Here is a 22,392-nt window from a genome sequence, read left to right on the forward strand (position 1 = left end):
TGACGCCCTCGCTTTTTTGTTAGCGGCTAGACGTCGAAGCTGCCGTCGCCGGACTGGTCGTTTCCGTCGTCATAATCGTTATTGTCGTCGTCATTGCTGTAGTCGGCCTGCTGGACATTGTTGTTGCTGTCGTCATCGCGGTCGGCCACCGTATCGTTCTGCGGGTTCTGGTCGCCGTAGTAATTGTTGATGACCGTCTCTTCCGTCGGTGCCGGCGTATTGCCGAACGGGCTGGCGCCAAAGGGCGAGCCCCAGCCGAGCGAGGACATGTGATTTCCGAAAATGCCGCTCAGCGAGTTGGCAAGCAGCACGCCGCCTGCGACACCTGCGGCCGTGCCAAGCGCACCGCGCAGGAAGCTGCCGCCTGCCGATGGGCCCGACGGCTGCGGGTTCCACGGGCCGGACGGCTGCTGCTGTTGCGGGCGCATCGGGCGGACGTTGTCGTCATAGTCGCGGTCCTGATAGCTCTGGCGCGGCGCGTTGCCCCAGGGGTCGGAGGGCTGGGCGGCCTGCTGGGTCTGGCCGCTGCCGAAGATCGAGCTCAGGAAGCCACCGCCCTGTTCGGCCTGGCGGTGCTCGCTCTCGCCGGCTTCGAGCTGGCGGACGCGCTCTTCGAGTTCCTGGATATGCTTCGAGGCCGCCTCCAGGCCCTTTTCCTGCACGATGACGGCCTGGGCGAGGTAGTAGGTCGTGTAGGGCTGTTCGCGCACGCCCTGTTCGATGAGGGCTTCGGCATCGCGGTCGCGCGGGGTGGCGGATGCGGTGCGTACCCGGTCAAAAAGGGTGGTCAGCAGTTGGCGTTCTTCCGGTGACATGACTGTCTCCCTTGCTCCTGTGGCATTCGTGCCTGCGTGAGGATGAGGTAGGAAGCGATTCAGGCTTTTCAAAGCCTTGGCAACTTACATTTCGGTAAGCTAGTCGCGTGCCCAGATGCGCAGGGAGCCGAGCGCCGTAAAGCCCGATGCCAGCGCGTTCTCGAGATCGTCGCCGCTCTCATAGCCGACGATCGGCTCGCCGGGGAAAAGCCGCCGCGCCTCGCGCACCAGCCCCGCCAGGACCGGTCCGTGCTTTCCCTTGACGGCAAAGACATTGGAATGACCGGTGACATCGGCCTGATGATTGAGGATGGCGCCGCCCTGCAGCGCCTTGCCAGAATAGGCAGCGAGGAAGGCAATCTGCGGGGTGTGGAGCAGCGGCTCGCCGAAGACGGGCGCGGCCTGCGGTTCGCCGCCTGCCCAGGCTTTCTCCCAGTCGGCGAGCTCCTCGGCGGTTTCGATCCGCTTCCACGTCAGGCCGCCGTCTTCCTCATCGAAATCGTCATCGGCGTCGATACCGATCCACTCGGCCTCGAACAGCACGCTGAAACCCTGCGGCGCCAGATCGAGGGTGCAATAGCTGTCCTTGATGCCCCAGCCGCCGGACCGCGAGCGGGTGAGCACGGCGATCGCCTCTTCCTGTTCGGCCGCACTCTCGGCACCGGTCAGCGTGATCGCGTCGGGATAGAAGGGCGGGGTGCCCTGGCGGTGGAGCCAGAGGGTGCGGGTGAACTCGCCGCTCTGACCCTGCGCGGCGCAGACGGCGTCGCACCAGAGCGCGTTGTTTTTGATCGCCCGATGAAGCAAAAGCGATGTCATCTTTTCCTCCCGCCTGGGGATAGCAGCATAATGCTGACAGATCCGGCGTTTGTCATAAGAATATCTTCACCCGTTCCGTGGCTTGTCTTTTTCCCGCATTGTTTTACGCATTGAGTCACACTATGTCCGGGAAACCCGAATGAAGCCGAGAGAGGTTCGAATGAACGACGAAGAACAAGAAGACAAGACCAAGGAACTGTCTTTGGGGAAGGACGCAGAGGCTAACCTCTTCAAATCGCGTTCGATCTTCATCTACGGCCCGATCACCATGGAGCTCGGTCAGAAGGTCTGCTCGCAGCTCGTGGCGCTTGCCGCAGCCAGCGACGAAGACATCCGCATCTACGTGAGCTCGCCTGGCGGCCACGTCGAGTCGGGCGATTCGATCCACGACATGATCAAGTTCATCAAGCCGAAGGTCTGGATGATCGGTACGGGCTGGGTCGCTTCGGCCGGCGCGCTCATCTATGTCGCGGCTCCGAAGGAACAGCGCCTTTGCCTGCCGAACACCCGCTTCCTGCTGCACCAGCCCTCCGGCGGCACGCGCGGCATGGCGTCCGATATCGAGATCCAGGCTCGCGAAATCATCAAGATGAACGAGCGCCTGAACAAGATCTTCTCCGTCGCCACCGGCCAGCCGGTCGACAAGATCGCCAAGGATACGGATCGCGACTACTGGCTCTCGGCCGAAGAGGCCAAGGATTACGGCCTGGTATCGCGCATCATCACCTCGCAGAGCGAGATCTGATTTTCAACGGGGCGCTCGCGCCCCGTTTTCCTTTCCGTTGGGCGGTCAGTTCGCCGGCTTCCAGCGCTCTTCGATGATTTCCTGCGCCAGCTCGAAGATGCCTTCCTCGTCATCTCCGGCATTGTCGCCGAGTAGCGCGATCGCTGCGTCGTAGACGGCGTTCTCCTCGTCGTCCGAAATGAGTTTCTTTTCGTTCAAAGTCTTGATCAGCGATGCGAGAATGGCGGCCGAAGAAAGGCCCACTGCTGCTCTGCTGATATCATCGGGATCGTCCGACATTCATTCACCTGGATTTTTGTGTTCTTCCCACCGCAACTAAATTAGGCTTTTTTGCTCGCATAGCAAGCATTTGCCACATCCTTGCTCGACCGGGCGTGTTCGTTGTCGGCAAACGCCAAATCGCCTCTGCGGGGGATGGCCGCGCATCCGGCTGCGGCAAAACCAATCCCACACCACATTCCATCCCTGATTGCGCAACCTGAGCGCAAGTTTTGCGCATGCTTGGCGCGGCATGATTGCCGTATTGCCCGTGTATGCATTTCAGCGTGAGGTTTTGGGCCGGTCACCGGCAGACGAATTTTCGGGGGAAGATTCCATGACGAATACGAGCAGTGTTACGACAGGTTTCGCGCTTCTGTGGCGCATGCCGGACAGGGTTCCACAGCCGCCGGACTTCGACAAGATGCACTCAGCAGCGACTGGATCGTCGAGTACCAAATCCGCAGACGAAACCAAGGTGACATCGGCAGACCTTCGCAATGCGGCGGATCGCTGGCAGGCGACCGCGATCCGCATCCTGATCGGCGGGGCGACCGATGACTCGATTTCGGCCGCAGCCAATAGCGTCGTCGATGCTGGGGCAGGCGACGACGCGGTGACTGTCGGAGAGAAGAGCTTCGTCGATGGCGGCGCCGGTGACGACACGATCGGCGCATGGTCCGACAGCGTCATCTATGGCGGAGAGGGCGATGACGAGATCGATGCCTGGAGCGGCAGCGAGATCGACGGTGGCGCTGGCAACGACACGATCAAGGCATGGAGCGACAGCCGCGTGTTCGGTGGCGCGGGTGACGACATGATCGAAGCAGGAGGTGGTGGGGGCTATGTCGATGGTGGCGATGGCAATGATGATATCCGGGCGGTGTCCGGAACCGTCAGCGGCGGAAATGGCAATGACGTCATCAGTGTTTTCTCCGACGGACGCGTCGATGGCGGGGAGGGCGACGATGTAATCGACGCGTGGTCGGACAGCTACGTCGATGGTGGCTTGGGGGACGACACGATTGTAGTTCATTCCGGCAGTGTCGCTGTCGGCGGCAAAGGAAATGATACGATTGCCGTTGGAGGTGATGCAACAGTGCGGTTTGCCGCCGGTGATGGCCAAGACACTGTTTGGGCGGTCGGCAGCGCCAGCATCGAGTTCGGGGAAGGACTGAGTGCCGACAAGATGCGCGTCGAGCACAAGGATGGCAAAACCGTTATATCCTTCGACGGTCATCCGGATGACAGCGTGACGATCCAGGGCTTGTACAAAACCGCCACCATCAGCTTCGCCGATGGCTCGTCGCAGCAGATCGAGCAGCCCGTCGATCTTGAAGCCCAGGCGGCGCTCATCGCGCGGTTCAACGCGAACAAGGACAAGCCGCTTCCGTCATTCGCGACCAGATAGCAGCGGGCGAACGGCTGCCGGGCCGCATGCACTTGCCTGCGGCCCGTTCTCCATGCTCCATGCGGTATTCGTTTCACGCCCCCGAGTCCCGCGATGCTCAAAGATTTCTCCGTTCAAAGCCTGTTCATGGGCGTGCTCGCGGCTTTCGCGGGCTTTGCCAGTTCTTTTGCCGTCGTGTTGCACGGGTTGCAGGCGGTGGGCGCCACGGAGGCGCAGGCGGCTTCGGGATTGATGGCGCTTTCGCTCGGGCTTGGGATCTGCGCCATTGTGCTCAGCTTCACGACGCGGCTGCCGGTCAGCATGGCCTGGTCGACGCCGGGGGCGGCATTGCTCGCCAGCACAGGGATCGTCGAGGGCGGCTTCAACGCGGCTGTCGGCGCCTTTATCGTCTGCGCGCTGCTGATCGTCGTTGCCGGCCTGTTCAAGCCGCTCGGCCGGGCAGTCGCCGCCATTCCGGCGCCGCTTGCCAATGCGATGCTTTCGGGCGTGCTGATCGGGCTCTGCTTTGCGCCGGTGAAGGCTGTGGGTTTCAATCCGTGGCTGGGGCTGCCGATCGTGCTGACCTGGATGGTGGTCGGCGCCTTCAAGCGGCTCCTGGCGGTGCCGGCGGCACTTGTGGCCTTCGGGCTGGTCGTGGCCTTCGGTGTCGATATTCCCGACGGGGCAGGGGCGGCCGTCGGCCGGGCGTTGTTGCCGACCGTCGAGTTCGTCACGCCCGTCTTCAATCTCCCGGCCTTCATTTCGATCGCGCTGCCGCTCTTCATCGTCACCATGGCGTCGCAGAACATTCCCGGCATCGCGGTCATGAAGGTCAACGGCTATGAGCCGAAGCCCGGGCCGCTGTTTGCAGTATCAGGCGTCTTTTCGCTGTTCGCGGCGCCGTTCGGCGGCCATGCGGTCAATCTGGCGGCGATTACGGCGGCGATGTGTGCCGGGCCGGATGCGCATCCCGATCCGGCGCGCCGCTACTGGGCGGTGCTGGTCTGCGGCATCTGCTACCTTATCCTCGGGCCGCTCGCGGGTGCGGTGACGACCGCGGTGGCGCTGGCGCCGCCGATCCTGATCCAGGCGGTGGCCGGTCTGGCACTGGTAGGCGCCTTCTCGAGCTCGGCCATGTCTGCCTTCCAGGCGCCCGAGACGCGGGAAGCGGCGGCGATCACCTTCCTGGTCACGGCGTCGGGCGTTTCCTTCGGTGGCATTTCCGGCGCCTTCTGGGGGCTGCTTGCCGGTGGATTGATGATGGCGCTGCAGCAACTGGTGAAGGCGTCGAAGCGATAGAAGCCGGAAAGGATTGGAGAGGGGGTTGCCAGTTTTTGGTCCCGCGGATATAAGCCCGAGCATGAAGACGACAGGCGCAATGATTTCTGGCACGATTGCACGCGGGCGTATCGCCCTGCGCGACAATACGCGCGCGCTCACCTCGCTTCTTCTCCTCGGCCTTACGCGCGGTTGCCGGGTCCGTTGAGGAGCGCCCGGCGGCCGAAAAGCCCCGCAGGCCAACGCTCCTCGCGACTAATCCCAAAGAACTAAGATTGACCGAAATGAGGTCCGCGGTTGCTGTCGCCAATCCATTCGTGATGGTCTAAGACGCAAATTGCCGGGCTGAGGAGAGAAGACGATGGACTCTAAGACTCAAACTCCCGCAAAAGGCATGCAGTCGGCCGGCGTGAAGTATCGCCCCTATCCGCAGGTGAATATTCCCGATCGTACCTGGCCGACGAAGACGCTGACCAAGGCGCCGATCTGGTGCTCCGTCGACTTGCGCGACGGCAACCAGGCGCTGGTCGATCCGATGGGCCACGACCGCAAGGCCCGCATGTTCCAGCTGTTGCTGGACATGGGCTTCAAGGAAATCGAGATCGGTTTCCCCTCAGCCTCGCAGACCGATTTCGACTTTGCCCGCTGGTGCGTCGAAGAGGGCAATGTGCCTGACGACGTGTCGCTGCAGGTTCTCGTCCAATGCCGCCCCGAATTGATCACCCGCACGTTCGAAGCGCTGCAGGGCGCCAACAAGCCGATCGTGCATTTCTACAATTCCACCAGCGAGCTGCAGCGCCGCGTGGTGTTTGCCAAGGATGTCCACGGCATCAAGCAGATCGCCGTCGATGCCGCCAAGATGATTTCCGACATGGCGGCCAAGGCCGGTGGCGGCTACCGCTTCGAATATTCGCCGGAGAGCTTCACCGGCACGGAGCTCGACGTGGCGCTGGAAATCTGCAACGCCGTCATCGCCGAGATGAAGCCGACGCCTGACAACAAGCTGATCATCAACCTGCCGTCGACCGTCGAGATGGCGACGCCGAACATCTATGCCGACCAGATCGAGTGGATGTGCCGCAACCTCGACAACCGCGAGAACCTGATCATCTCGCTGCATCCGCATAACGACCGCGGCACCGGTATCGCCGCTGCCGAGCTGGCGTTGCTGGCCGGTGCCGACCGCGTCGAAGGCACGCTGTTCGGCAATGGCGAGCGCACCGGAAATGTCGACGTCGTGACGATGGCACTGAACATGTTTACGCAGGGCATCGATCCCGAGCTCGACTGCTCGGATATTGTGCGCATGAAGGACGTCTTCGAATATTCGAACCAGATGCCGATCGGCGAGCGTCATCCTTACGTCGGTGAGCTGGTCTACACGGCCTTCTCCGGCTCGCACCAGGATGCGATCAACAAGGGCATGAAGGCGATCAAGGTCGCCAATCACCCGGTCTGGGAAGTGCCGTACCTGCCGATCGACCCGCAGGATGTCGGCCGTTCCTACGAGGCGATCATCCGCATCAACTCGCAGTCGGGGAAGGGCGGCATCGCCTATATCCTGCAGCAGGACTACGGCATCAACCTGCCGCGCAACCTGCAGGTCGAGTTCCGCGAAGACATCCAGCGGATCACCGATGAAGAAGGCAAGGAACTCCCCTCGAAGCGCATCTACGAGCGCTTCATCGAGCGCTACGTGACGCAGCCGACCGGCCGCATCAAGTTCGTCGATCACCACACTTTCGCGCATATCGACCGCAAGGGCGTGCGCGTCGTGGCGGCCGAGATCACCGATAACGGCGTGACCAAGCATATCGAAGGCCACGGCAACGGCCCGATCGACGGCTTCATCAACGCGCTCTCGGCCTATCTCGGTATCGAAATGTCGGTGCAGGACTATTCCGAGCACTCGCTGCAGAACGGCTCGAACGCCGCCGCGATCTCCTATGTCGAGACGGCCTATCCGGGCGGCAAGCTGTTCGGCGCCGGCATCAGCACCAACATCGTCGGCGCATCGCTCGAAGCGATCGTCTCGGCGGCAAACCGCGTGCTCGAAGTGAAGGCCGGAAAGCACTGAACAAAGCAAAGGGCGCGGCGGAGAGATCCGCTGCGCCCTTGATGTCTAAGACCGTCAGCTTAAAGCCTGCGAGAAAGTCGCGTCGATTTTTAAGCGGTCGTACTCCAGCAGCCAATGGCCGTATCGCTCGTAGAGAGCCTGCAAGGGCGCGCGGTCGATGGCGATAATATCCGCCCCCCGATCATCGTAGGCCAGCATTGCAATGCCGCGTTCTAGGTCGACGATATAGATCTCGGTCAATGATCGAGGTTTGGGCGATACGGGCAACTCTCTCGCGATGCTTGCCCAAAGAAGAATGTCGATCTGGCCCGGCTCGTTTCGAAAGTCTGCGACATGCCAGTATCGGTATCGGTCGCTCTGTTCATCGTCGGGGCTGCCTTTTTCGGCGGGGCCAAAATCAGCCTTGAAGCCCATTTCTCTGAGCGTTCGAAATGAGGCCGTCGATTTCGATGTCCGCCGCTCGCCCTCGTAGTAGCTGACGACAGCGGTGAGCTTCTCCGAGTCCGCAAATGCGGCACTGGCCAGCTCGCGGGCGCGATCGATCGCCTGCAGGAAACAGAGCGGTTCTTCCCGAATGCCTTCGGCCAGTTCAAAACGCAATGCGAATTGTGCCTGATAAAACAGCGCGTGCGGAAATTCGCTCCAGCCAAACACTCGGGAGATGCGCTCGGTCGGCAGCAGGCCAAGGCTTGAGTTCATAGGCGCGCCCCGTCGATGTTTTACGGAAGGGTCTTACTGATCGTTTGGGCCAGGCGACGCGAATCTAGATCGTGGCGGCGATTTCCATGGCGATCTGGCTGAGCGATGCTTCGGCCGATGGGCCGACCAGGACGTAGGCGGTGCCGGCATTGTGCCAGGTTACCAGGCCGATCTCGTCCTTGATCGTTTCCTTGAAATCTTCGGTTTCCGGCTGCTGCGTGTCCTTGCGGAAGTAGATGGTGATCAGGTCGCCATCGGCGCTGGAATAGACGAGCTGCCCGGTTGGCTTGCCGTCGCCGAGCACGACGCGGGCGCCCTGGAAGGTCCAGCCGTCATTGCTGAGATCGGGAACGCGGAAGGCGACGCCGACGGTCGAGGTGAGCCAGCTGGAAATCTCTTCGGCCTGCGACGCCGGCACTTCGACCAGATGGCGGGGCTGGCGGATGATCATGCGCTGGTAGCCGGCGATGTCGGCCAGCCAGTCCTTGCTGCGGCCGCTGTCGTCGGCAATGTGCTGGTCGTCCGAGGGTGTCGGATCGCCGGGGCCGATGCCGACCAGATAGCCGATGCCGCAACCGGCAACGAACAGGAGAATGGCGGCGGCCAGAGACTTGCGCCCCGACGGCGCGAACTTGAAGGCCGGACGGGTGGCGCGCGGGGCGAGGGGCGCCTTCGGTGGCTGCACGCTCTTGATCGAGCGCACCAGCGCCAGCGGCACGGGTTCCTTCAGCACGTCGTCGAGGCGGCGGCGGCCGAAATCGGCGCCGTGACGCAGCTTGTCATAAAGCCTACGGGCGCCTTCGTCACTGGCGATGCGCTCTTCCAGCTCATGCTTCTCCTCCGGCGTCGTCTCGCCGTCGAGGAGGGCAGTCAGCTGGGCATCGAGCGGCAGTTTCTTGAAATCCGGCAAGGTCAGTACCTGTGGTGAAAATCGTCGGCGAGGCTGGCGAAATGCAGCCTGGCGGCGGCAAGCTGCGCGGAGACGCCGGTTGCCGGAATACCCATGATATCGGCGGTCTGCTCGTAGCTGTGGCCTTCGACCACGGTCAGCAGGAAGATGCTCGCCAGGCCTTCCGGCATCTCTGCCAGCATACGGTGGATGAGATCGGTATCGGTGACCGTGGCACGCTCGCGGGCGGCTTCACGGATATCGGTGACGTTGCCCTTGGGGGCTGCCGTGCGGGCGCGCCGCTTGCGGCCGTCCTCGTTCCACAGCTGGCGGGCGAGGGTGTAGACCCAGCTTTCCAGCCTGCCTTCGCCGTTCCACTGATGGCTCTTGGCGACGGCGCGCTGGCAGACGGTCTGGACCAGTTCGTCGGCGCTCGCCGTATCGCCCGTCAGCGCAATCGCAAAGCGGCGCAACCGAGGCAGCAGGCCTACAAGGTCGCGTCTGATGTCGATGGTCGTTACGGGCTGACGCATAATCTCATTTCATGAACATGTCCGGAGCGAAGCATCCGGTGCGGGTCGTATTTTTATATCGCGTATGTGACCTTTATGAAACAAGTTTGACGCGCTCCGCAACAGGAAGAGCGGCTAAGCGGCAGTTTCCCAAAGGTTTTCTGCCGCTCATCACGTTCAGTTGTTTTCAATAGGTCCGGTAACCGTTCAGGCTTTGCAGCAGAGCGCGGTAGGCCCAGGTGTTTTCGCCGCCGCGATCGCGAATCTCGACGAGCTGAACCTTGGCGCCCTGCACGTCTCCTTGTTCCACCAAAGCCTGGCCCATGTATGACCGGGCGAGAATATAATTCTCGTCGGCCTGCAGCGCCTTGCGATAATAGGACATGCCGAGTTCGAAGCGGCCGGCCTTGCGGTTGGAATAGCCGAGATAGTTGAGGATGCGCGGATCGTTCTGGTTCCTGGCGAGGTTGAGGATGTTGATGGCATTCTCATACTGGCCGGCATAGGCGAATTCGCGGGCGAATTGGTAGAGTTCGTCGTCGTTGAAGCTCTGCTTCTTGGCGTCGACACATTCCTTCTTCTGCTTGTCCCAGACCTTGCCGTCGGCGCATTTGGTCGTCGTCTCGGTCTTCGGCGGCGGCTTGGTTTCGTCGCTCTCGTCGCCGACCGCGAAGGCCGGTGCGGCAAGCGCGGCGGCAAGGCCGAAGGCGAGGGTGAGGCGGCAGATACGGTTGGCGGCGATGCGCATGGCGGGCTCCCTGGTCGGCGTCGATGGCGGGATTGTACGCCTCGATTTGGAAATACCAAGGGCAGGATCGCCGGATCGGCAAAATCCTCAGAAAGCGATTCAACAAGCGGCGAAACTGATTCCGCTCTTGCTGCTAAAGCTTGAAAATATCGACGCTTTCGGGCGATACGCCATCGCCGCGATCGTTGAGGCTGAAGCGCTCGCCCCTCAGCTCCCAGGCGCCGGGCGAACCGTCGATCGAGAAGAGATTGTAGGCGGCCCGCGGCTTCATGCCGCCGGGTCCCTGTGAGGCGGACGCGATGCCGACGACGGGCACTGGGCCGGTCTGGCCCTTCAGCCAGTAGAGCGTGTTCAGATGGGTGTGACCGTGCAGCACGAGCTCGGCGCCGCCGCTGGTGACGACGGCGGCGAAGCGGCGGATGCCGATCATTCGCTTGTGGAAAGACGTGGCGCCGCGGATCGGCGGATGGTGGATCATCACCACGCGGAAGAGGCCGGCCTCACCGGCAGCGCGCAGCATGTTGACCGCCTCGCGGGCCTGGCGCTGGCCGAAGAAGCCACTGGCGGCAAAAGGCGGGGTGGCGACAGCCGTCGAGCAGCCGACGATCGCGACTTTGCCGCGGATGCGCAGATAGGGGAAGATGTGGCGGTCTTCCTCCCATTGTGGCGGCGCCAGATCGCCGCGGACGTAATCGTACCAGGCGCGCATCGATTTCTCGTAGGCACCGGGCACATAGGCATCGTGATTGCCGGGGACGATCGAGGTTTCCTCGGGTTCGCCGAGCTCGCGAAGCCAGGCGGCGGCCGAGCGGATCTCGAGGCCGCTTGCGAGATTGACGAGGTCGCCGGTGACGGCGAGATGATCGGCCTCGCGGGCGCGGATGTCATCCAGAAGCAGGTCGAGCGTTCCGCCGAAAAGATGCTTGCGCCGGTTGCGGTGCCAGTTCACAAAGCCGGTGATGCGCTTCGAGAAGAGCTCGCGGATCGAAAGACGGGGAAGTGGGCCGAGGTGAATATCGGAGATATGCGCGAGCTTGAACATGCTACGACACATAGACCAGGATATTTACAATTCAAACACATCCGCTTGAACGAAATAGTGAAAACGGAACGATGGCGAGCAACGAGATCAGGTCCTGGCAATCGAAAATTCTGATGCGGGTCGTCCACGTCTATTTCGCCGCGACGCGGGGAATGACGATGGGCGTGAGGGCTGCGTGCTTCGATCCGTCGGGCCGCGTCTTCCTCGTGCGCCACAGCTATGTGCCGGGCTGGCATATGCCGGGCGGCGGCATCGAGCGGCGGGAGACCTCGCATGATGCGCTGGTCAAGGAACTGCGGGAAGAGGGGAACCTGCGGATCATCGGCGAGCCGCAGCTCTTTCAGGTCTATCTGAATACATCGGCGAGCCGCCGCGACCATGTGGTCTTCTACCGCGCCGATGTCGAGCAGACGGCGCCGCGCAAGCCGGATGCGGAGATCGTCGAGAGCGGCTTCTTTGCGCTCGACGCGCTGCCCGAAGGCACCACCGAGGCGACGAAACGCCGCCTCCGGGAGCTGAGCGGCGAGGAACCCGCCGCCCATTACTGGTGATCCTCAGGCGGCAGCCGCCAGCTTGGCGCGGCCATGCGGCCGGTCGAGATCCAGATCGGGGCCGACGGGGACGACGCCGGTCGGGTTGATCGTCTTGTGGCTGCGGTAATAATGCTCCTTGATGTGGCGCATATTCACCGTCTCCTTGACGCCTGGCGTCTGGTAGAGATCGCGCAGGTAGGCCGACAGGTTCGGGTAGTCGTCGATGCGGCGGATGTTGCACTTGAAGTGGCCGACATAGACGGGGTCGAAGCGCACTAGCGTCGTGAACAGCCGCCAGTCGGCTTCGGTCACCCGGTCGCCAAGGAGATAGCGGCCCTTGCCGAGGCGCTCTTCCAGGGCGTCCAGCGTGCCGAACAGCTTGACGACATTCTGCTCGTAGGCTTCCTGCGTCGTCGCAAAGCCCGCCTTATAGACGCCGTTGTTGACGGTGTCGTAGACCAGCGCGTTGATTTCATCGATCCCGGGAGCGAGGTTTTCAGGGTAGAAATCCTGGGTCGAGCCAGTTAGGTGGTCGAAGGCGCTGTTGAACATGCGGATGATCTCGGACGATTCGTTGTTGACGATCGTGCCGGTCTGCTTGTCCCAGAGGACGGGAACGGTGACGCGGCCAGAATAGGTCGGATCGGCCTTCACGTAGATTTCCCAGAGCGCCTTGGCGCCGAACAGATGGTCGCCGGTGGCGCCGTCGCTGATCTTGAACTCCCAGCCGTTCTCGACCATCAGCGGATCGACGACGGAGACGGAGATCAGGTCTTCCAGCTTCTTCAGCTTGCGGAAGATCAGCGTGCGGTGCGCCCACGGACAGGCGAGCGACACATAGAGATGATAGCGCCCGGCCTCGGCCTTGAAGCCACCGGTGCCGGAGGGACCGGCCTCGCCATCCTTCGTCACCCAGTTGCGGAACTGCGAGGCGGCGCGCTTGAAATGCCCCTTGCTTTCCTTGGTATCGTACCAGACGTCATGCCAGACGCCTTCCACCAGCATGCCCATTGTGCGTTTCCTTCGAATTGGTCTCGTTGACGCAAAGATATCGCAGCCGCGCGCGCTTTGCAGTGGGCAAAGATTGAACAGTGCGTCACAGCGATTTTTGCCCCGCCGCATTTTGCGTTGGACGGCGGAAATTTTTCCTGCTATCGGCCATTTCACATTTTTCTGCGGAACCCGATTTGATGTACGCAATCAGAAGCCTGCGACGACGCTGAAGCTCCCGAACGCCTGAAGGGCGTGTTCGAGAACCCATGCTGTCTGTCTATCCGGTTTCTGTCTCATCATGCACAAGCACGATCTGGTCTACCTCACTGAGGATGCGTCTCACGACGCCGCTATCGAACTCATCAACGAAGAAGCATTTGGTCCGGGCCGTCATACCCGCGCTGCCGCTCGTATTCGCGAGCAGGGGCCGCATGACCGCTCGCTCTCCTTCATCTGCGCCGATGACGGCGAGACGATCGCCTCGGTGCGGATGACGCCGGTGCAGGCGGGCAGCGTCAAGGCGCATCTGCTCGGGCCGCTTGCCGTGCGGCCGTCGCACAAGAGCCGGGGGATCGGGCGCGAACTGGTGCGGATCGCTGTCGAGGCCGCCAAGCGCAGGGGGTCGGAGGCGATCATTCTGGTTGGCGACCCGCCCTATTACTGCCAACTCGGGTTCGAACGGGTCGCCCACAACGCGCTCAACTTCCCGGGTCCGGTCGATCCGGCGCGTGTTCTCGTCGTGCCGGTCAGCGACGACGCTCATCAGCGTCTCAAGGGCTCAATTAGCTGGCGTAAATAGAGCTTATCGTCTATCAAACCCCTGATTTCCTTGGGACTCGCCAGGGGCTGCGCGATGGGGGACGGCGAATGAGCGGCATTTCCATGGACGAGGCGCTCGATCGCGCCGGAACGGGAGCGTTCCAGAAGCGGTTGATGGGCATATTCGGCCTCGTCTGGGCTGCCGATGCCATGCAGGTGCTTGCCGTCGGCTTTACCGCCGCATCGATTGCCGCGACATTCCAGCTGACCGTGGCGCAGGCGCTGCAGACGGGAACGCTCTTCTTTCTGGGCATGCTGATCGGCGCCATGGTGTTCGGCCGGCTGGCCGATCGCTGGGGGCGGCGCTATGTGCTGATCCTGACCGTTGCCTGCGACGCGCTGTTCGGTCTGCTGTCGATCTTTGCGCCCGATTTTACCAGCTTGCTGATCCTACGCTTCCTGACCGGCATGGCGGTCGGCGGCACGCTGCCGGTCGACTACGCGATGATGGCCGAATTCCTGCCATCGAAGAACCGCGGGCGCTGGCTGGTCATGCTCGAAGGCTTCTGGGCGGTGGGCACGCTGATCGTGGCGCTCGCGGCCTGGGCGGCGAGTGTTGCGGGCGTGGCCGATGCCTGGCGCTATATCTTTGCGGTGACGGCGGTGCCGGCGATCCTGGGCGTCGCGTTGCGCTTCTTCGTGCCGGAATCGCCGCTTTACCTGTTGCGTTCCGGCCGGGCGGCCGATGCCAAGGCAATCGTCAACCGGATGCTGGAAGCCCACGGCAAGCCGCCGCTGGCCGCCGGCGAGGAGATCGTTGCCGCGCCGCATGCGGCTTCCGAGGGGTTGTTCTCACCGCCGCTTCGCCGCCGCAGCGTGATGATCCTGGCGATCTGGTTCCTCGTCTCCGTTTCCTATTACGGCGTCTTCACCTGGATGCCGGCGCGGTTGGCGGGCGATGGCTTCGGCTTCGTGCGCGGCTATGGTTTCCTGGTCTTCGTGGCACTGGCGCAGATCCCTGGCTATGCGCTTGCGGCTTACGGCGTCGAGAGTTGGGGCAGGCGGCCGACGCTGATCGCCTTCTGCCTGTTGTCGGCGGCGGGTTGCCTGCTGTTCGTGCTGTCGCCCGATGACGTGTTGATCGGCGCTTCGCTGCTGCTCATGAGCTTTGCGCTGCTCGGCACCTGGGGTGCGCTCTATGCCTATACGCCGGAGCTCTATCCAACCGGGTCGCGCGCGACCGGCATGGGGGCGGCGGGCGCGATGGCGCGCCTCGGCGGACTGGTGGCGCCGTCGGTGATGACCTTCGTGGTGTCGCTGGGGCTCGGCGTGGCGATCGGGCTCTTTGCCGGGTTGCTGGTCATTGCCGCCGTTGCGGCGCTGGCCATCGATACGGAGACGCGTCAGGCCTCGCTTGGCTGAAAGCGCTTCTTCAGCCAGGTGAATGTGTGGCCGCCGGCGAATTCGCCGAGTGAGCCGATCGTCTCATAGCCATAGCGCCGGTAGACGCCGAGGGCATCAGGGCTCATCGTATCGATGAAGGCGCCGATGCAGCCGCGGCGTTTGGCTTCGTCTTCCGCCATCTGCAGCAGCGTTCCGGCCATGCCCTTGCCGCGCATCTCCTCGGGAATGAAGAGCATCTCGATATAGAGCCAGTCGCGGGCGGTATAACCGACGAGGCCGCCATTGATCTCGCCGTCGTCGCCGCGCAGCCGGATCGCCAGCTTCTCGCGGCCGCTCTCGCCGAAGCGGGCGACGTTATAGGCGATCAGCGGGTCGGCGATCTTCTTGCGGTCCTTCTTGGAGAGAACCTTGGTGACCTTCAGCTTCTGCTGGGCCATGGCTGAACCTTTTGGCGGCGATCTCTATCGCCTGCCGATATCAGAGTCGTCCGTTCGACAAAATGGCTCAGCGTCCTTCGCGCCACCACATGGCGCCGAAGGCGAGCAGGAGCACGCCGACACCGGCGAAACCGGCAAAGAGCGGCAGCGTGTTGATACCCTTCAGCACCGTCTCGTTGGTGAGCTTGATCTGCATGCGCTCGTTGTCGGCGACGCGGATCTGGCCGCGGACGGGGAGAACCGGTGGCACTTCGATCGCGCCATTGGCATCCGAAACACGGGCGTCAAGGCCGCGGGTCTTGTCGGTGATCGGCTTCAGGACATCGCTGGTCGAGACCATCGCCTTGAATTCCGGCGCATCGACGGCGCCGACATGGACGAGGGTGGTGAGGTCGCCGTTGCGGATTTCGAAGAGGCCGATCTCGTCCATCTTCTTCTCGGCCTTGTAGAGGCCGGGCTCGGACTGGGCGAGCGGCAGGTCTTCGGTCTTGCCGGAGGGGTAGCGCACGGTGGCCGGGCCGGGATCGCCGCCGATCGTCTGGCGGGTGATCTCAAGCGTGCGGCCCTGGGCGCGGGCAGTTAGCGCCTCTTCTTCCAGTGCCGGTTCCTTCATCAGCCAGTGGGCGATGCGGCGATAGAGCGACACATGCGGTCCGCCGCCTTCGAAGCCGCGGGCCCAGAGCCAGCCCTGATCGGACAAGAGCATGGCGACGCGGCCCTGGCCGGCGCGGTTCAGCACCAGCAGCGGATTATTATCGGCGCCGACCATGACCGTCTGGCCCTGCGGTTGCTCGACACCGACGGAGCGGAACCAGCGGCCCCAATGCGGAGGCTCGTCGGCCGAGCCATCGAGGCCACGGGTGACCGGATGCTTGCGGCCCTCGTCGGAGAGGCGCGGATAGAAGGCCTTCTCGATCATCTGGCCGGTGGGTGCTGCCGGCAGGACCGACTGCAGCGGCGTCAGCGCGATCGAATCCTGACCGGCATGTTCGGGACCGGCAGCGATCAAGAGCGCACCACCGTTTTCAACATATTGGGCGATGTAGTCGTAATAGAGGATCGGCAGCACGCCGCGGTGCTGATAGCGATCGAAGATGATGAGGTCGAAGTCCTTGATCTTGTCGACGAAGAGCTCGCGGGTCGGGAAGGCGATCAGCGACAGCTCGTTGATCGGCGTGCCGTCCTGCTTTTCCGGCGGGCGCAGAATGGTGAAATGCACCAGATCGACCGAGGCGTCCGATTTCAACAGATTGCGCCAGGCGCGCTCGCCCGCATGCGGCTCGCCGGAGACGAGAAGGACGCGCAGGTTCTCGCGGATGCCGTCGATGACGTGGACGGCGCGGTTGTTGGCTTCCGTCACTTCGCCGGGCAGGGCCGCAACGGCGAATTCCAGCACATTGCTGCCGCCGCGCGGGACGCGGAAGGAGAAGGGCGTATCCTGGCCGGGTGTCGCCTGCAGCGTGGCAATCTCGTCGCCATTCAGCTTGACGGTGACGGTTGCCGTACCGCCCGGGCTCGGGCCGTCGTCGAAGACGCGCAACACGAGCTGCTGCTCTTCATTGACGATGCCGAAGCGTGGCGCCTTGATGACCTCGATGCGGCGGTCGAATTCGTTCGGCTTGCCGGTGATCAGGCCATGGATCGGCGCGTCGAAGCCGAGCGCCTGATTGACGCCGGGGACGTCGTGAACCTCGCCATCGGTCAGCATGATCGCGCCGCCGATACGGGCGGGCGGCACGTCGGCGACGGCGGCGGACAGCGCGTTGAAGAGGCGGGTCGAGGGGGCGTCGGAATCCTCCGGCTCGGTCGCCTCGACATAGCGCGGCTCGATATTCGGGAAGCGCGACAGCCGGTCCTTCAGCTGAGCCAGCGCATCGTCGGTCATCTTGATGCGTTCGGGCGTCTGCTGGCTCTGGCTGCGGTCGACGATGACGGGGACGACAGTCGACAGCGGCTCGCGGTCTTCCTGCATCAATAGCGGATTGGCAAGCGCCGCGAGCAGGGCGATGGCAGCGACCGTGCGGATCCAGGCGCCGCGCACGCCGCGCCATATGGCGAAGACGGCGACGATGGCGACGACGACGGCGAGCACAGCAAGGATCGGCCAGGGAATGAAGGGTGCGAAATCCAGCGTCATGTCACTGCCCCAGACGTTCGAGGAGGGCGGGGACGTGGACCTGGTCGGTCTTGTAGTTGCCGGTCAGCATATACATCATGATGTTGACCCCGGCGCGGTAGGCATATTCGCGCTGCGCCTCATCCGGCGGCACGGTCGGCAGCATCGGCGTGCCGTTCTCGTCGACCGCCCAGGCGCCGGCAAAGTCGTTGCCGGTGATCAGGATCGGCGAGACGCCGTCGGCAGAAGCTGCGGATTTCGGGTCGCTGGCGCGATTGTCCTGGCGTGCCTCGATCCAGAGCGGGCTGCCGGCATAGCGGCCAGGGAAGCTCGACAAGAGATAGAAGGACTTCGTCAGGACGTGATCCGAGGGGACGGGTTCCAGCGGCGGAATGTCGAGATTGGCGAGGATCTGTTGCAGACGTTCGCCATTGGCGCTCTGGGCGCCACCGGAATTGTCGAGTGCCGAGAACTGGTCGCGGGTATCGAAAAGCACGGTGCCGCCGGCGCGCATATAGGCGTCGATGCGGTTGATCGCAGCGGTCGATGGCATCGGCGCCGATGCCGAGATCGGCCAGTAGATGATCGGGTAGAAAGCGAGCTCGTCCTTGGTGATGTCGAGGCCGACGGGCGGGGCCGGCTCCAGCGTCGTGCGGTAGGTCAGGAACTCGGTGAGGCCCTCGAGGCCGCGCTCGGAGATATTGTCGACATCCTGTTCGCCGGTGACGACATAGGCGAGGTGGGTGTTGTCGAGCCGCTGGAGGATCTGATCGTCGCCGGGCTTGGAATCGTCGGCGCGCAGGTCGTGCGGGGCGATGAACAGGCCGGCGGCGATAGCAATCGCGATCAGGGCGGCGCTGCGCGCTGCCGGGCGAAGGCGCGAGAAGGCGCCGCTCATGAACATGACGATCAGACTGTCGGCGAGCAGCAGCAGGAAGGCGATCAGGAAGAGCGACGGCTTGGCGGACCATGTCTCGCCGCCGATCAGACCGGCGCGCACGACGGTGACGCCGGCGGTGTCGAGCGGCTTCAGCTCGGCATTATCAGGCAATACATTCAACGCGGTAAAGCCATCTTCTGAACCATAGAGTCCGGGCGGATTGTCGAAATTCGAGACCGGGGCGGCCTTGGCATTCGGGATCAGCGGGCGGGCGGTACCGGTTTCGGTCGTCAGCACGCCCTTGGCCGTCAGCAGCCGGAAGGGCGGCAGGGCTTCGGCGGTCGATGCCGCACCGGCTTCAGAGGTGACGCCGCCGGAGCGCGAGAGCTGGACGATACGGCGCAGCATCTCGACGAAATTGCCGGAGATCGGCAGGTTCGACCATGTGGCTTCGGCGCTGACATGGAAGAGCACGATGCGGCCGGCATTGATCGGCTTGGTGGTGACGAGCGGCGTGCCGTCTGCAAGGCTTGCCCAGGTGCGTTCGGCAAGGTCAGGCGTCGGCTCGGCGAGAACCTGGCGTTTGATCGTCACATCGGTCGGCTTCGCCATGCCGGCGAAGGGGCCGAAATTCGGGAAATCGGCGAGCGGCTGCGGTTCGGCCCAGGAGAGGGCGCCGCCGAGGGCGCGTTCGCCCTGCCGAAGGATCACCGGAACCAGCGGATCGTCGGCCGGGGCAGCAGCGAGGCGCGGACCGGCGAAGCGGATCAGCGTCCCGCCATTGGCGATCCAGCGCTGCATCGGCTCGTATGTCTCCTGCGGCAGGCGGCCGATATCGGCCATGATGATCACCGAAGGGTTCTGCGACAGGAGATCGGGGATCGAGGTGGCGAGATCGGGCGAGTTCGGCTCGATCAGGTCGGCATAGGGCTGCAGGGCGCGCTGGATGTAATAGAGCGGCGACAGGAGCGGCTGGAACTCGTCGCGCGCCTCGCCCGAGAGCAGCACGACGCGGCGGCGCTTGAAGCCGTCGTCGAGCAGATGGACGGAGCCGGCGGTCGCATGAGCATCGATGCTGACGCGGGCGAAATCGTTGCGCATCTCGAAGGGTGCGGCGATCGAGCCGATCGATGTCGACTGTCCCGGCTGGAAGGAGACGGAACCGGCGGCAATGGCGCGGCCCTGCGCATCCTGCGCCGTCAGCGGCAGTTGCGCCGCACTTGACGTGTCGAGGCGCGTGGCGGTGACGGTCATCGCATCGGCGGCGTTGCTGGCGCCGGTGATGGCGATCGTCTGTTCGGCATCGCCCTCGATCAGCCGCAGTTCGGCGGGCTGCAGATTGGCGAGATCGCGAACGGTCGTTTCATTGTCCTTCGCAGCAGCGCCATCGGCGAGGAAGGCGAGCGTGCCGGGCTTGGTGCCGTTCAGCGCTGCGCGGAGAGCCTCGAAGGCGCGCTGGCGATCGGGAACAAGGGGCTTCGGCTCGGCGGCCTGCAGCTTGTCGCGGGCGGCGGCCGCACTTCCGGGCACGGCGTCGTTGGTCGGATCGGCGGTGAAGGCGATGGCGACGGGGCTGCCGGCGGCATCGGCATCGTCGATCAGCGCTTCGGCGGTCTGGACGCGGCGTTCCCAGTCGGGCGCGGTCGCCCAGCCATTGTCGACGAAGAGGACGAGCGGGCCACCAGCGACCAGCGAATTGGTGCGCGGATTGAAGACCGGGTCGGCGATCGCCAGGATGACGGCGGCGGCAAGCAGCATGCGCAGCAGCGTCAGCCACCAGGGGCTCTGTGCCGGAGTTTCCTCGCGCTTCAGCACACTGGCGAGGATCTTCAGCGGCGGGAAGACCTCGGTCTTCGGGCGCGGCGGCGTCAGCCGCAGCAGCCACCAGATGACGGGAAGGGCGACGAGGGCGCCGAGGATTGCGGGATAGGCGAAAGCGAAGGGAAGGGCGTTCACAGCTGCCCCCCATGCGTTGCCTTGGCCGGCATGCCGGAGAGATACATGTGAACCGCGACCAGCGCTTCCGAGGCCAGATGGTCGGTCCTGTGCGTCACGAAGGTCCAGCCGAGATGGCGCAGCGACTGGCCGAGATTGTCGCGGCGGGCGAGATAGGCGCGGGTATAGGCCTCGCGGATATTCTCGGCGCGGCCGGAAACGAGCTTCGAGCCGGTCTCGGGATCGCTGAATTCGGTTCGGCCGCTATAGGGGAAGACCTCTTCGGCGGGATCGGCCACCTCGACGACATGGCCGCGCAGGCCACGGCGGGCAAGCGGCGTCAGGCGCGCCATCACGGCGTCGGCCTCATCGAGGAAATCGCCGATCAGCACCAGATCGCTCCAGCCGCGGATCATCGCCACTTCCGGCAGGCCGCCGGTCAGCTGCGAGTGCATCAGCGCCGTTGCCAGCCGCTCGGCGGCATTGCGGGCCGAAACGGGTTCCATGACGCCGGGGCATCCGATGCGTTCGCCGGAGCGCGCGAGGATTTCGGCGAGCGCCAGCATGATGACGAGCGCCCGGCTTTCCTTGGAGACGTTACCGAGGGTCGACTTGTACATCATCGACGGCGACATGTCGGCCCAGAGCCAGATCGTGTGGGCGGCTTCCCATTCGCGTTCGCGGATATAGGTGTGGTCGTCGCGGGCGGAGCGGCGCCAGTCGATGCGCGACAGGCTTTCGCCTTCGGTATAGGGACGGAACTGCCAGAAATTCTCGCCGATGCCGCGCTTGCGGCGGCCGTGCCAGCCGGCGATCACGGTGTTGGCGATCCGCTTGGCCTCGACCAGGCAATCCGGCACCAGCGAGGCGCGCTGCCTTGCTCGTGCAAGCGCATCGCTGCCGGGTGTCGGATTGACGATCTGTCCGATAGAGGCCACGCGTTGCTTATCCCTGTCTCTTATCCACGGGCCTGCTTGACCAGACCGGCAATGACATCACGCACCGACATGCCTTCGGCACGGGCGGCGAATGTCAGCGCCATGCGGTGTTCCAGCACGGGCTCGGCCAGAGCATAGACGTCGTCGAGCGACGGCGCGAGGCGGCCTTCGTAGAGGGCGCGGGCGCGGGCGCAGAGCATCATCGCCTGGCCGGCGCGCGGGCCGGGGCCCCAGGCGACGTGCTTGTCGGTCGAGGCATGGCCCTGGCCGGGACGGGCCGAGCGCACGAGGCCGAGGATGGCATCAACGACCTTGTCGCTGACCGGCATCTGGCGGATGAGGCTCTGGATCTGCATTAGCCGCTCGGCATTCAGCACCGCCTGCGGCCTGGTTTCGGAAAGGCCCGTCGTCTCGAGCAGGATCTGCCGCTCGGCGGCGAGTTCCGGATAATTGACGTCGACCTGCATCAGGAAGCGGTCGAGCTGGGCTTCGGGAAGGGGATAGGTGCCTTCCTGCTCCAGGGGGTTCTGCGTTGCGAGAACGTGGAACGGCGTCGGCAGGTCGTAGCGCTGGCCGGCGACGGTGATGTGATATTCCTGCATCGACTGCAGCAGCGCCGACTGCGTGCGCGGCGAGGCGCGGTTGATTTCGTCGGCCATCAGCAGCTGTGCGAAGACCGGTCCCTTGACGAAGCGGAAGGAGCGGCGGCCGCTCTCGTCCTGGTCCATCACTTCGGAACCGAGAATATCGGAGGGCATCAGGTCTGGCGTGAACTGGATGCGGTTGGCACCGAGGCCGAGAACTTCGCCGAGCGTGGTGACGAGCTTGGTCTTGGCGAGGCCGGGAACGCCGACGAGCAGCGCATGGCCGCCCGAGAGCACGGCGAGAAGCGTGTTCTCGACCACGCTTTCCTGACCAAAGATCACCTTCGAGACTTCTTCACGGACAAGGGCGATATCGGCAAGCGCCTTTTCGGCGGCGGCGATGATCGCCTTTTCATCGAGGCTGTCTTCGGTCTTCATCATACCCATCAGGCATCTCCAACGGCTAAATCATTCGTCGCGAATCGGCGGACTTACACCTCTGCCTCATACCCGATAGAGTTATGAAGATGTTGCGGGCTGA

General features: G+C 63.7%; 21 protein-coding genes. 7 read left to right on the forward strand and 14 right to left on the reverse strand.

The annotated features are described in order from the left end of the window. Positions 1 to 26: 26 nt before the first annotated feature. Both ACQZ5H_RS18965 and ACQZ5H_RS18970 read right to left on the reverse strand, forming a co-directional pair. Entirely contained in the window at positions 27 to 815 is a 789-nt protein-coding gene (locus tag ACQZ5H_RS18965; protein WP_449098711.1) for a DUF2076 domain-containing protein, read from the reverse strand. Positions 816 to 914: 99 nt separating this feature from the next. Then, positions 915 to 1,634 carry a hypothetical protein gene (locus ACQZ5H_RS18970; protein WP_449098712.1) on the reverse strand — a complete coding sequence of 240 codons (720 nt, stop codon included), beginning with the start codon at positions 1,632 to 1,634 and terminating at the stop codon, positions 915 to 917. 160 nt (positions 1,635 to 1,794) lie between these two features. On the opposite strand from ACQZ5H_RS18970, the gene ACQZ5H_RS18975 reads away from it, so the two are divergent. Further along, the gene (locus ACQZ5H_RS18975; protein WP_112719379.1) at positions 1,795 to 2,379 is read left to right on the forward strand and encodes an ATP-dependent Clp protease proteolytic subunit; all 585 of its coding nucleotides are present in this window, start codon (positions 1,795 to 1,797) and stop codon (positions 2,377 to 2,379) included. Positions 2,380 to 2,424: 45 nt separating this feature from the next. Here ACQZ5H_RS18975 and ACQZ5H_RS18980 read toward each other — a convergent pair whose 3' ends face one another. Next, positions 2,425 to 2,658 (reverse strand): hypothetical protein, encoded by a 234-nt coding sequence (locus ACQZ5H_RS18980; protein ID WP_112719378.1) that lies wholly within the window; start codon positions 2,656 to 2,658, stop codon positions 2,425 to 2,427. 316 nt (positions 2,659 to 2,974) lie between these two features. On the opposite strand from ACQZ5H_RS18980, the gene ACQZ5H_RS18985 reads away from it, so the two are divergent. The 3 genes from ACQZ5H_RS18985 (at position 2,975) to leuA (ending at position 7,382) form a co-directional block, all read left to right on the forward strand. Continuing rightward, the gene (locus ACQZ5H_RS18985) at positions 2,975 to 4,048 is read left to right on the forward strand and encodes a hypothetical protein (RefSeq protein ID WP_449098713.1); all 1,074 of its coding nucleotides are present in this window, start codon (positions 2,975 to 2,977) and stop codon (positions 4,046 to 4,048) included. A 93-nt stretch (positions 4,049 to 4,141) separates the two neighbouring features. Beyond that, a complete protein-coding gene (locus ACQZ5H_RS18990; protein WP_199627169.1) occupies positions 4,142 to 5,326 on the forward strand; it encodes a benzoate/H(+) symporter BenE family transporter in 1,185 nt (394 codons plus the stop codon). Between the two features lie 340 nt (positions 5,327 to 5,666). Beyond that, positions 5,667 to 7,382 carry a 2-isopropylmalate synthase gene (leuA, locus tag ACQZ5H_RS18995; RefSeq protein ID WP_130277802.1) on the forward strand — a complete coding sequence of 572 codons (1,716 nt, stop codon included), beginning with the start codon at positions 5,667 to 5,669 and terminating at the stop codon, positions 7,380 to 7,382. 54 nt (positions 7,383 to 7,436) lie between these two features. Here leuA and ACQZ5H_RS19000 read toward each other — a convergent pair whose 3' ends face one another. The 5 genes from ACQZ5H_RS19000 to ACQZ5H_RS19020 form a co-directional block, all read right to left on the reverse strand. Further along, on the reverse strand, positions 7,437 to 8,081 hold the full coding sequence (locus ACQZ5H_RS19000) for a DUF3885 domain-containing protein (RefSeq protein ID WP_449098714.1): 645 nt from the start codon (positions 8,079 to 8,081) through the stop codon (positions 7,437 to 7,439). A 64-nt stretch (positions 8,082 to 8,145) separates the two neighbouring features. Continuing rightward, entirely contained in the window at positions 8,146 to 8,991 is an 846-nt protein-coding gene (locus tag ACQZ5H_RS19005) for an anti-sigma factor family protein (protein WP_112719372.1), read from the reverse strand. A 2-nt stretch (positions 8,992 to 8,993) separates the two neighbouring features. Beyond that, positions 8,994 to 9,503 carry an RNA polymerase sigma factor gene (locus tag ACQZ5H_RS19010; RefSeq protein ID WP_112719371.1) on the reverse strand — a complete coding sequence of 170 codons (510 nt, stop codon included), beginning with the start codon at positions 9,501 to 9,503 and terminating at the stop codon, positions 8,994 to 8,996. A 166-nt stretch (positions 9,504 to 9,669) separates the two neighbouring features. Beyond that, a complete protein-coding gene (locus ACQZ5H_RS19015) occupies positions 9,670 to 10,230 on the reverse strand; it encodes a tetratricopeptide repeat protein (RefSeq protein WP_130277803.1) in 561 nt (186 codons plus the stop codon). A 133-nt stretch (positions 10,231 to 10,363) separates the two neighbouring features. After that, the gene (locus ACQZ5H_RS19020) at positions 10,364 to 11,272 is read right to left on the reverse strand and encodes a metallophosphoesterase family protein (protein WP_449098715.1); all 909 of its coding nucleotides are present in this window, start codon (positions 11,270 to 11,272) and stop codon (positions 10,364 to 10,366) included. A gap of 71 nt (positions 11,273 to 11,343) precedes the next feature. Here ACQZ5H_RS19020 and ACQZ5H_RS19025 point away from each other — a divergent pair, with 71 nt between their 5' ends. Further along, complete coding sequence (locus ACQZ5H_RS19025; protein ID WP_449098716.1) at positions 11,344 to 11,823, forward strand: NUDIX domain-containing protein; 480 nt, start codon at positions 11,344 to 11,346, stop codon at positions 11,821 to 11,823. Between the two features lie 3 nt (positions 11,824 to 11,826). Here the strand turns inward: ACQZ5H_RS19025 and ACQZ5H_RS19030 are convergent, their stop codons facing one another. Then, positions 11,827 to 12,816 (reverse strand): glutathione S-transferase family protein, encoded by a 990-nt coding sequence (locus ACQZ5H_RS19030; protein ID WP_449098717.1) that lies wholly within the window; start codon positions 12,814 to 12,816, stop codon positions 11,827 to 11,829. Between the two features lie 280 nt (positions 12,817 to 13,096). On the opposite strand from ACQZ5H_RS19030, the gene ACQZ5H_RS19035 reads away from it, so the two are divergent. Next, positions 13,097 to 13,597: a GNAT family N-acetyltransferase gene (locus ACQZ5H_RS19035; protein ID WP_130277806.1), complete on the forward strand. Its 501-nt coding sequence runs from the start codon at positions 13,097 to 13,099 to the stop codon at positions 13,595 to 13,597. Positions 13,598 to 13,665: 68 nt separating this feature from the next. After that, positions 13,666 to 14,979 carry an MFS transporter gene (locus ACQZ5H_RS19040; RefSeq protein ID WP_449098718.1) on the forward strand — a complete coding sequence of 438 codons (1,314 nt, stop codon included), beginning with the start codon at positions 13,666 to 13,668 and terminating at the stop codon, positions 14,977 to 14,979. On the opposite strand, the gene ACQZ5H_RS19045 is transcribed toward ACQZ5H_RS19040, so the two are convergent. The 5 genes from ACQZ5H_RS19045 to ACQZ5H_RS19065 form a co-directional block, all read right to left on the reverse strand. Beyond that, on the reverse strand, positions 14,961 to 15,398 hold the full coding sequence (locus tag ACQZ5H_RS19045) for a GNAT family N-acetyltransferase (RefSeq protein WP_449098719.1): 438 nt from the start codon (positions 15,396 to 15,398) through the stop codon (positions 14,961 to 14,963). The two genes, ACQZ5H_RS19040 and ACQZ5H_RS19045, sit on opposite strands and share 19 nt — an antisense overlap. 67 nt (positions 15,399 to 15,465) lie before the next feature. Then, positions 15,466 to 17,535 carry a hypothetical protein gene (locus ACQZ5H_RS19050; RefSeq protein WP_449098720.1) on the reverse strand — a complete coding sequence of 690 codons (2,070 nt, stop codon included), beginning with the start codon at positions 17,533 to 17,535 and terminating at the stop codon, positions 15,466 to 15,468. 1 nt (position 17,536) lies between these two features. Continuing rightward, a complete protein-coding gene (locus tag ACQZ5H_RS19055) occupies positions 17,537 to 20,350 on the reverse strand; it encodes a DUF4159 domain-containing protein (protein WP_449098721.1) in 2,814 nt (937 codons plus the stop codon). After that, positions 20,347 to 21,267 carry a DUF58 domain-containing protein gene (locus ACQZ5H_RS19060; RefSeq protein WP_112719362.1) on the reverse strand — a complete coding sequence of 307 codons (921 nt, stop codon included), beginning with the start codon at positions 21,265 to 21,267 and terminating at the stop codon, positions 20,347 to 20,349. Before ACQZ5H_RS19060 ends, ACQZ5H_RS19055 begins: the two co-directional genes overlap by 4 nt. 20 nt (positions 21,268 to 21,287) lie before the next feature. Beyond that, complete coding sequence (locus ACQZ5H_RS19065) at positions 21,288 to 22,298, reverse strand: AAA family ATPase (RefSeq protein ID WP_199627134.1); 1,011 nt, start codon at positions 22,296 to 22,298, stop codon at positions 21,288 to 21,290. Between the last annotated feature and the right edge of the window lie 94 nt (positions 22,299 to 22,392).

The organism is Rhizobium sp. 21-4511-3d (genome assembly GCF_053522545.1).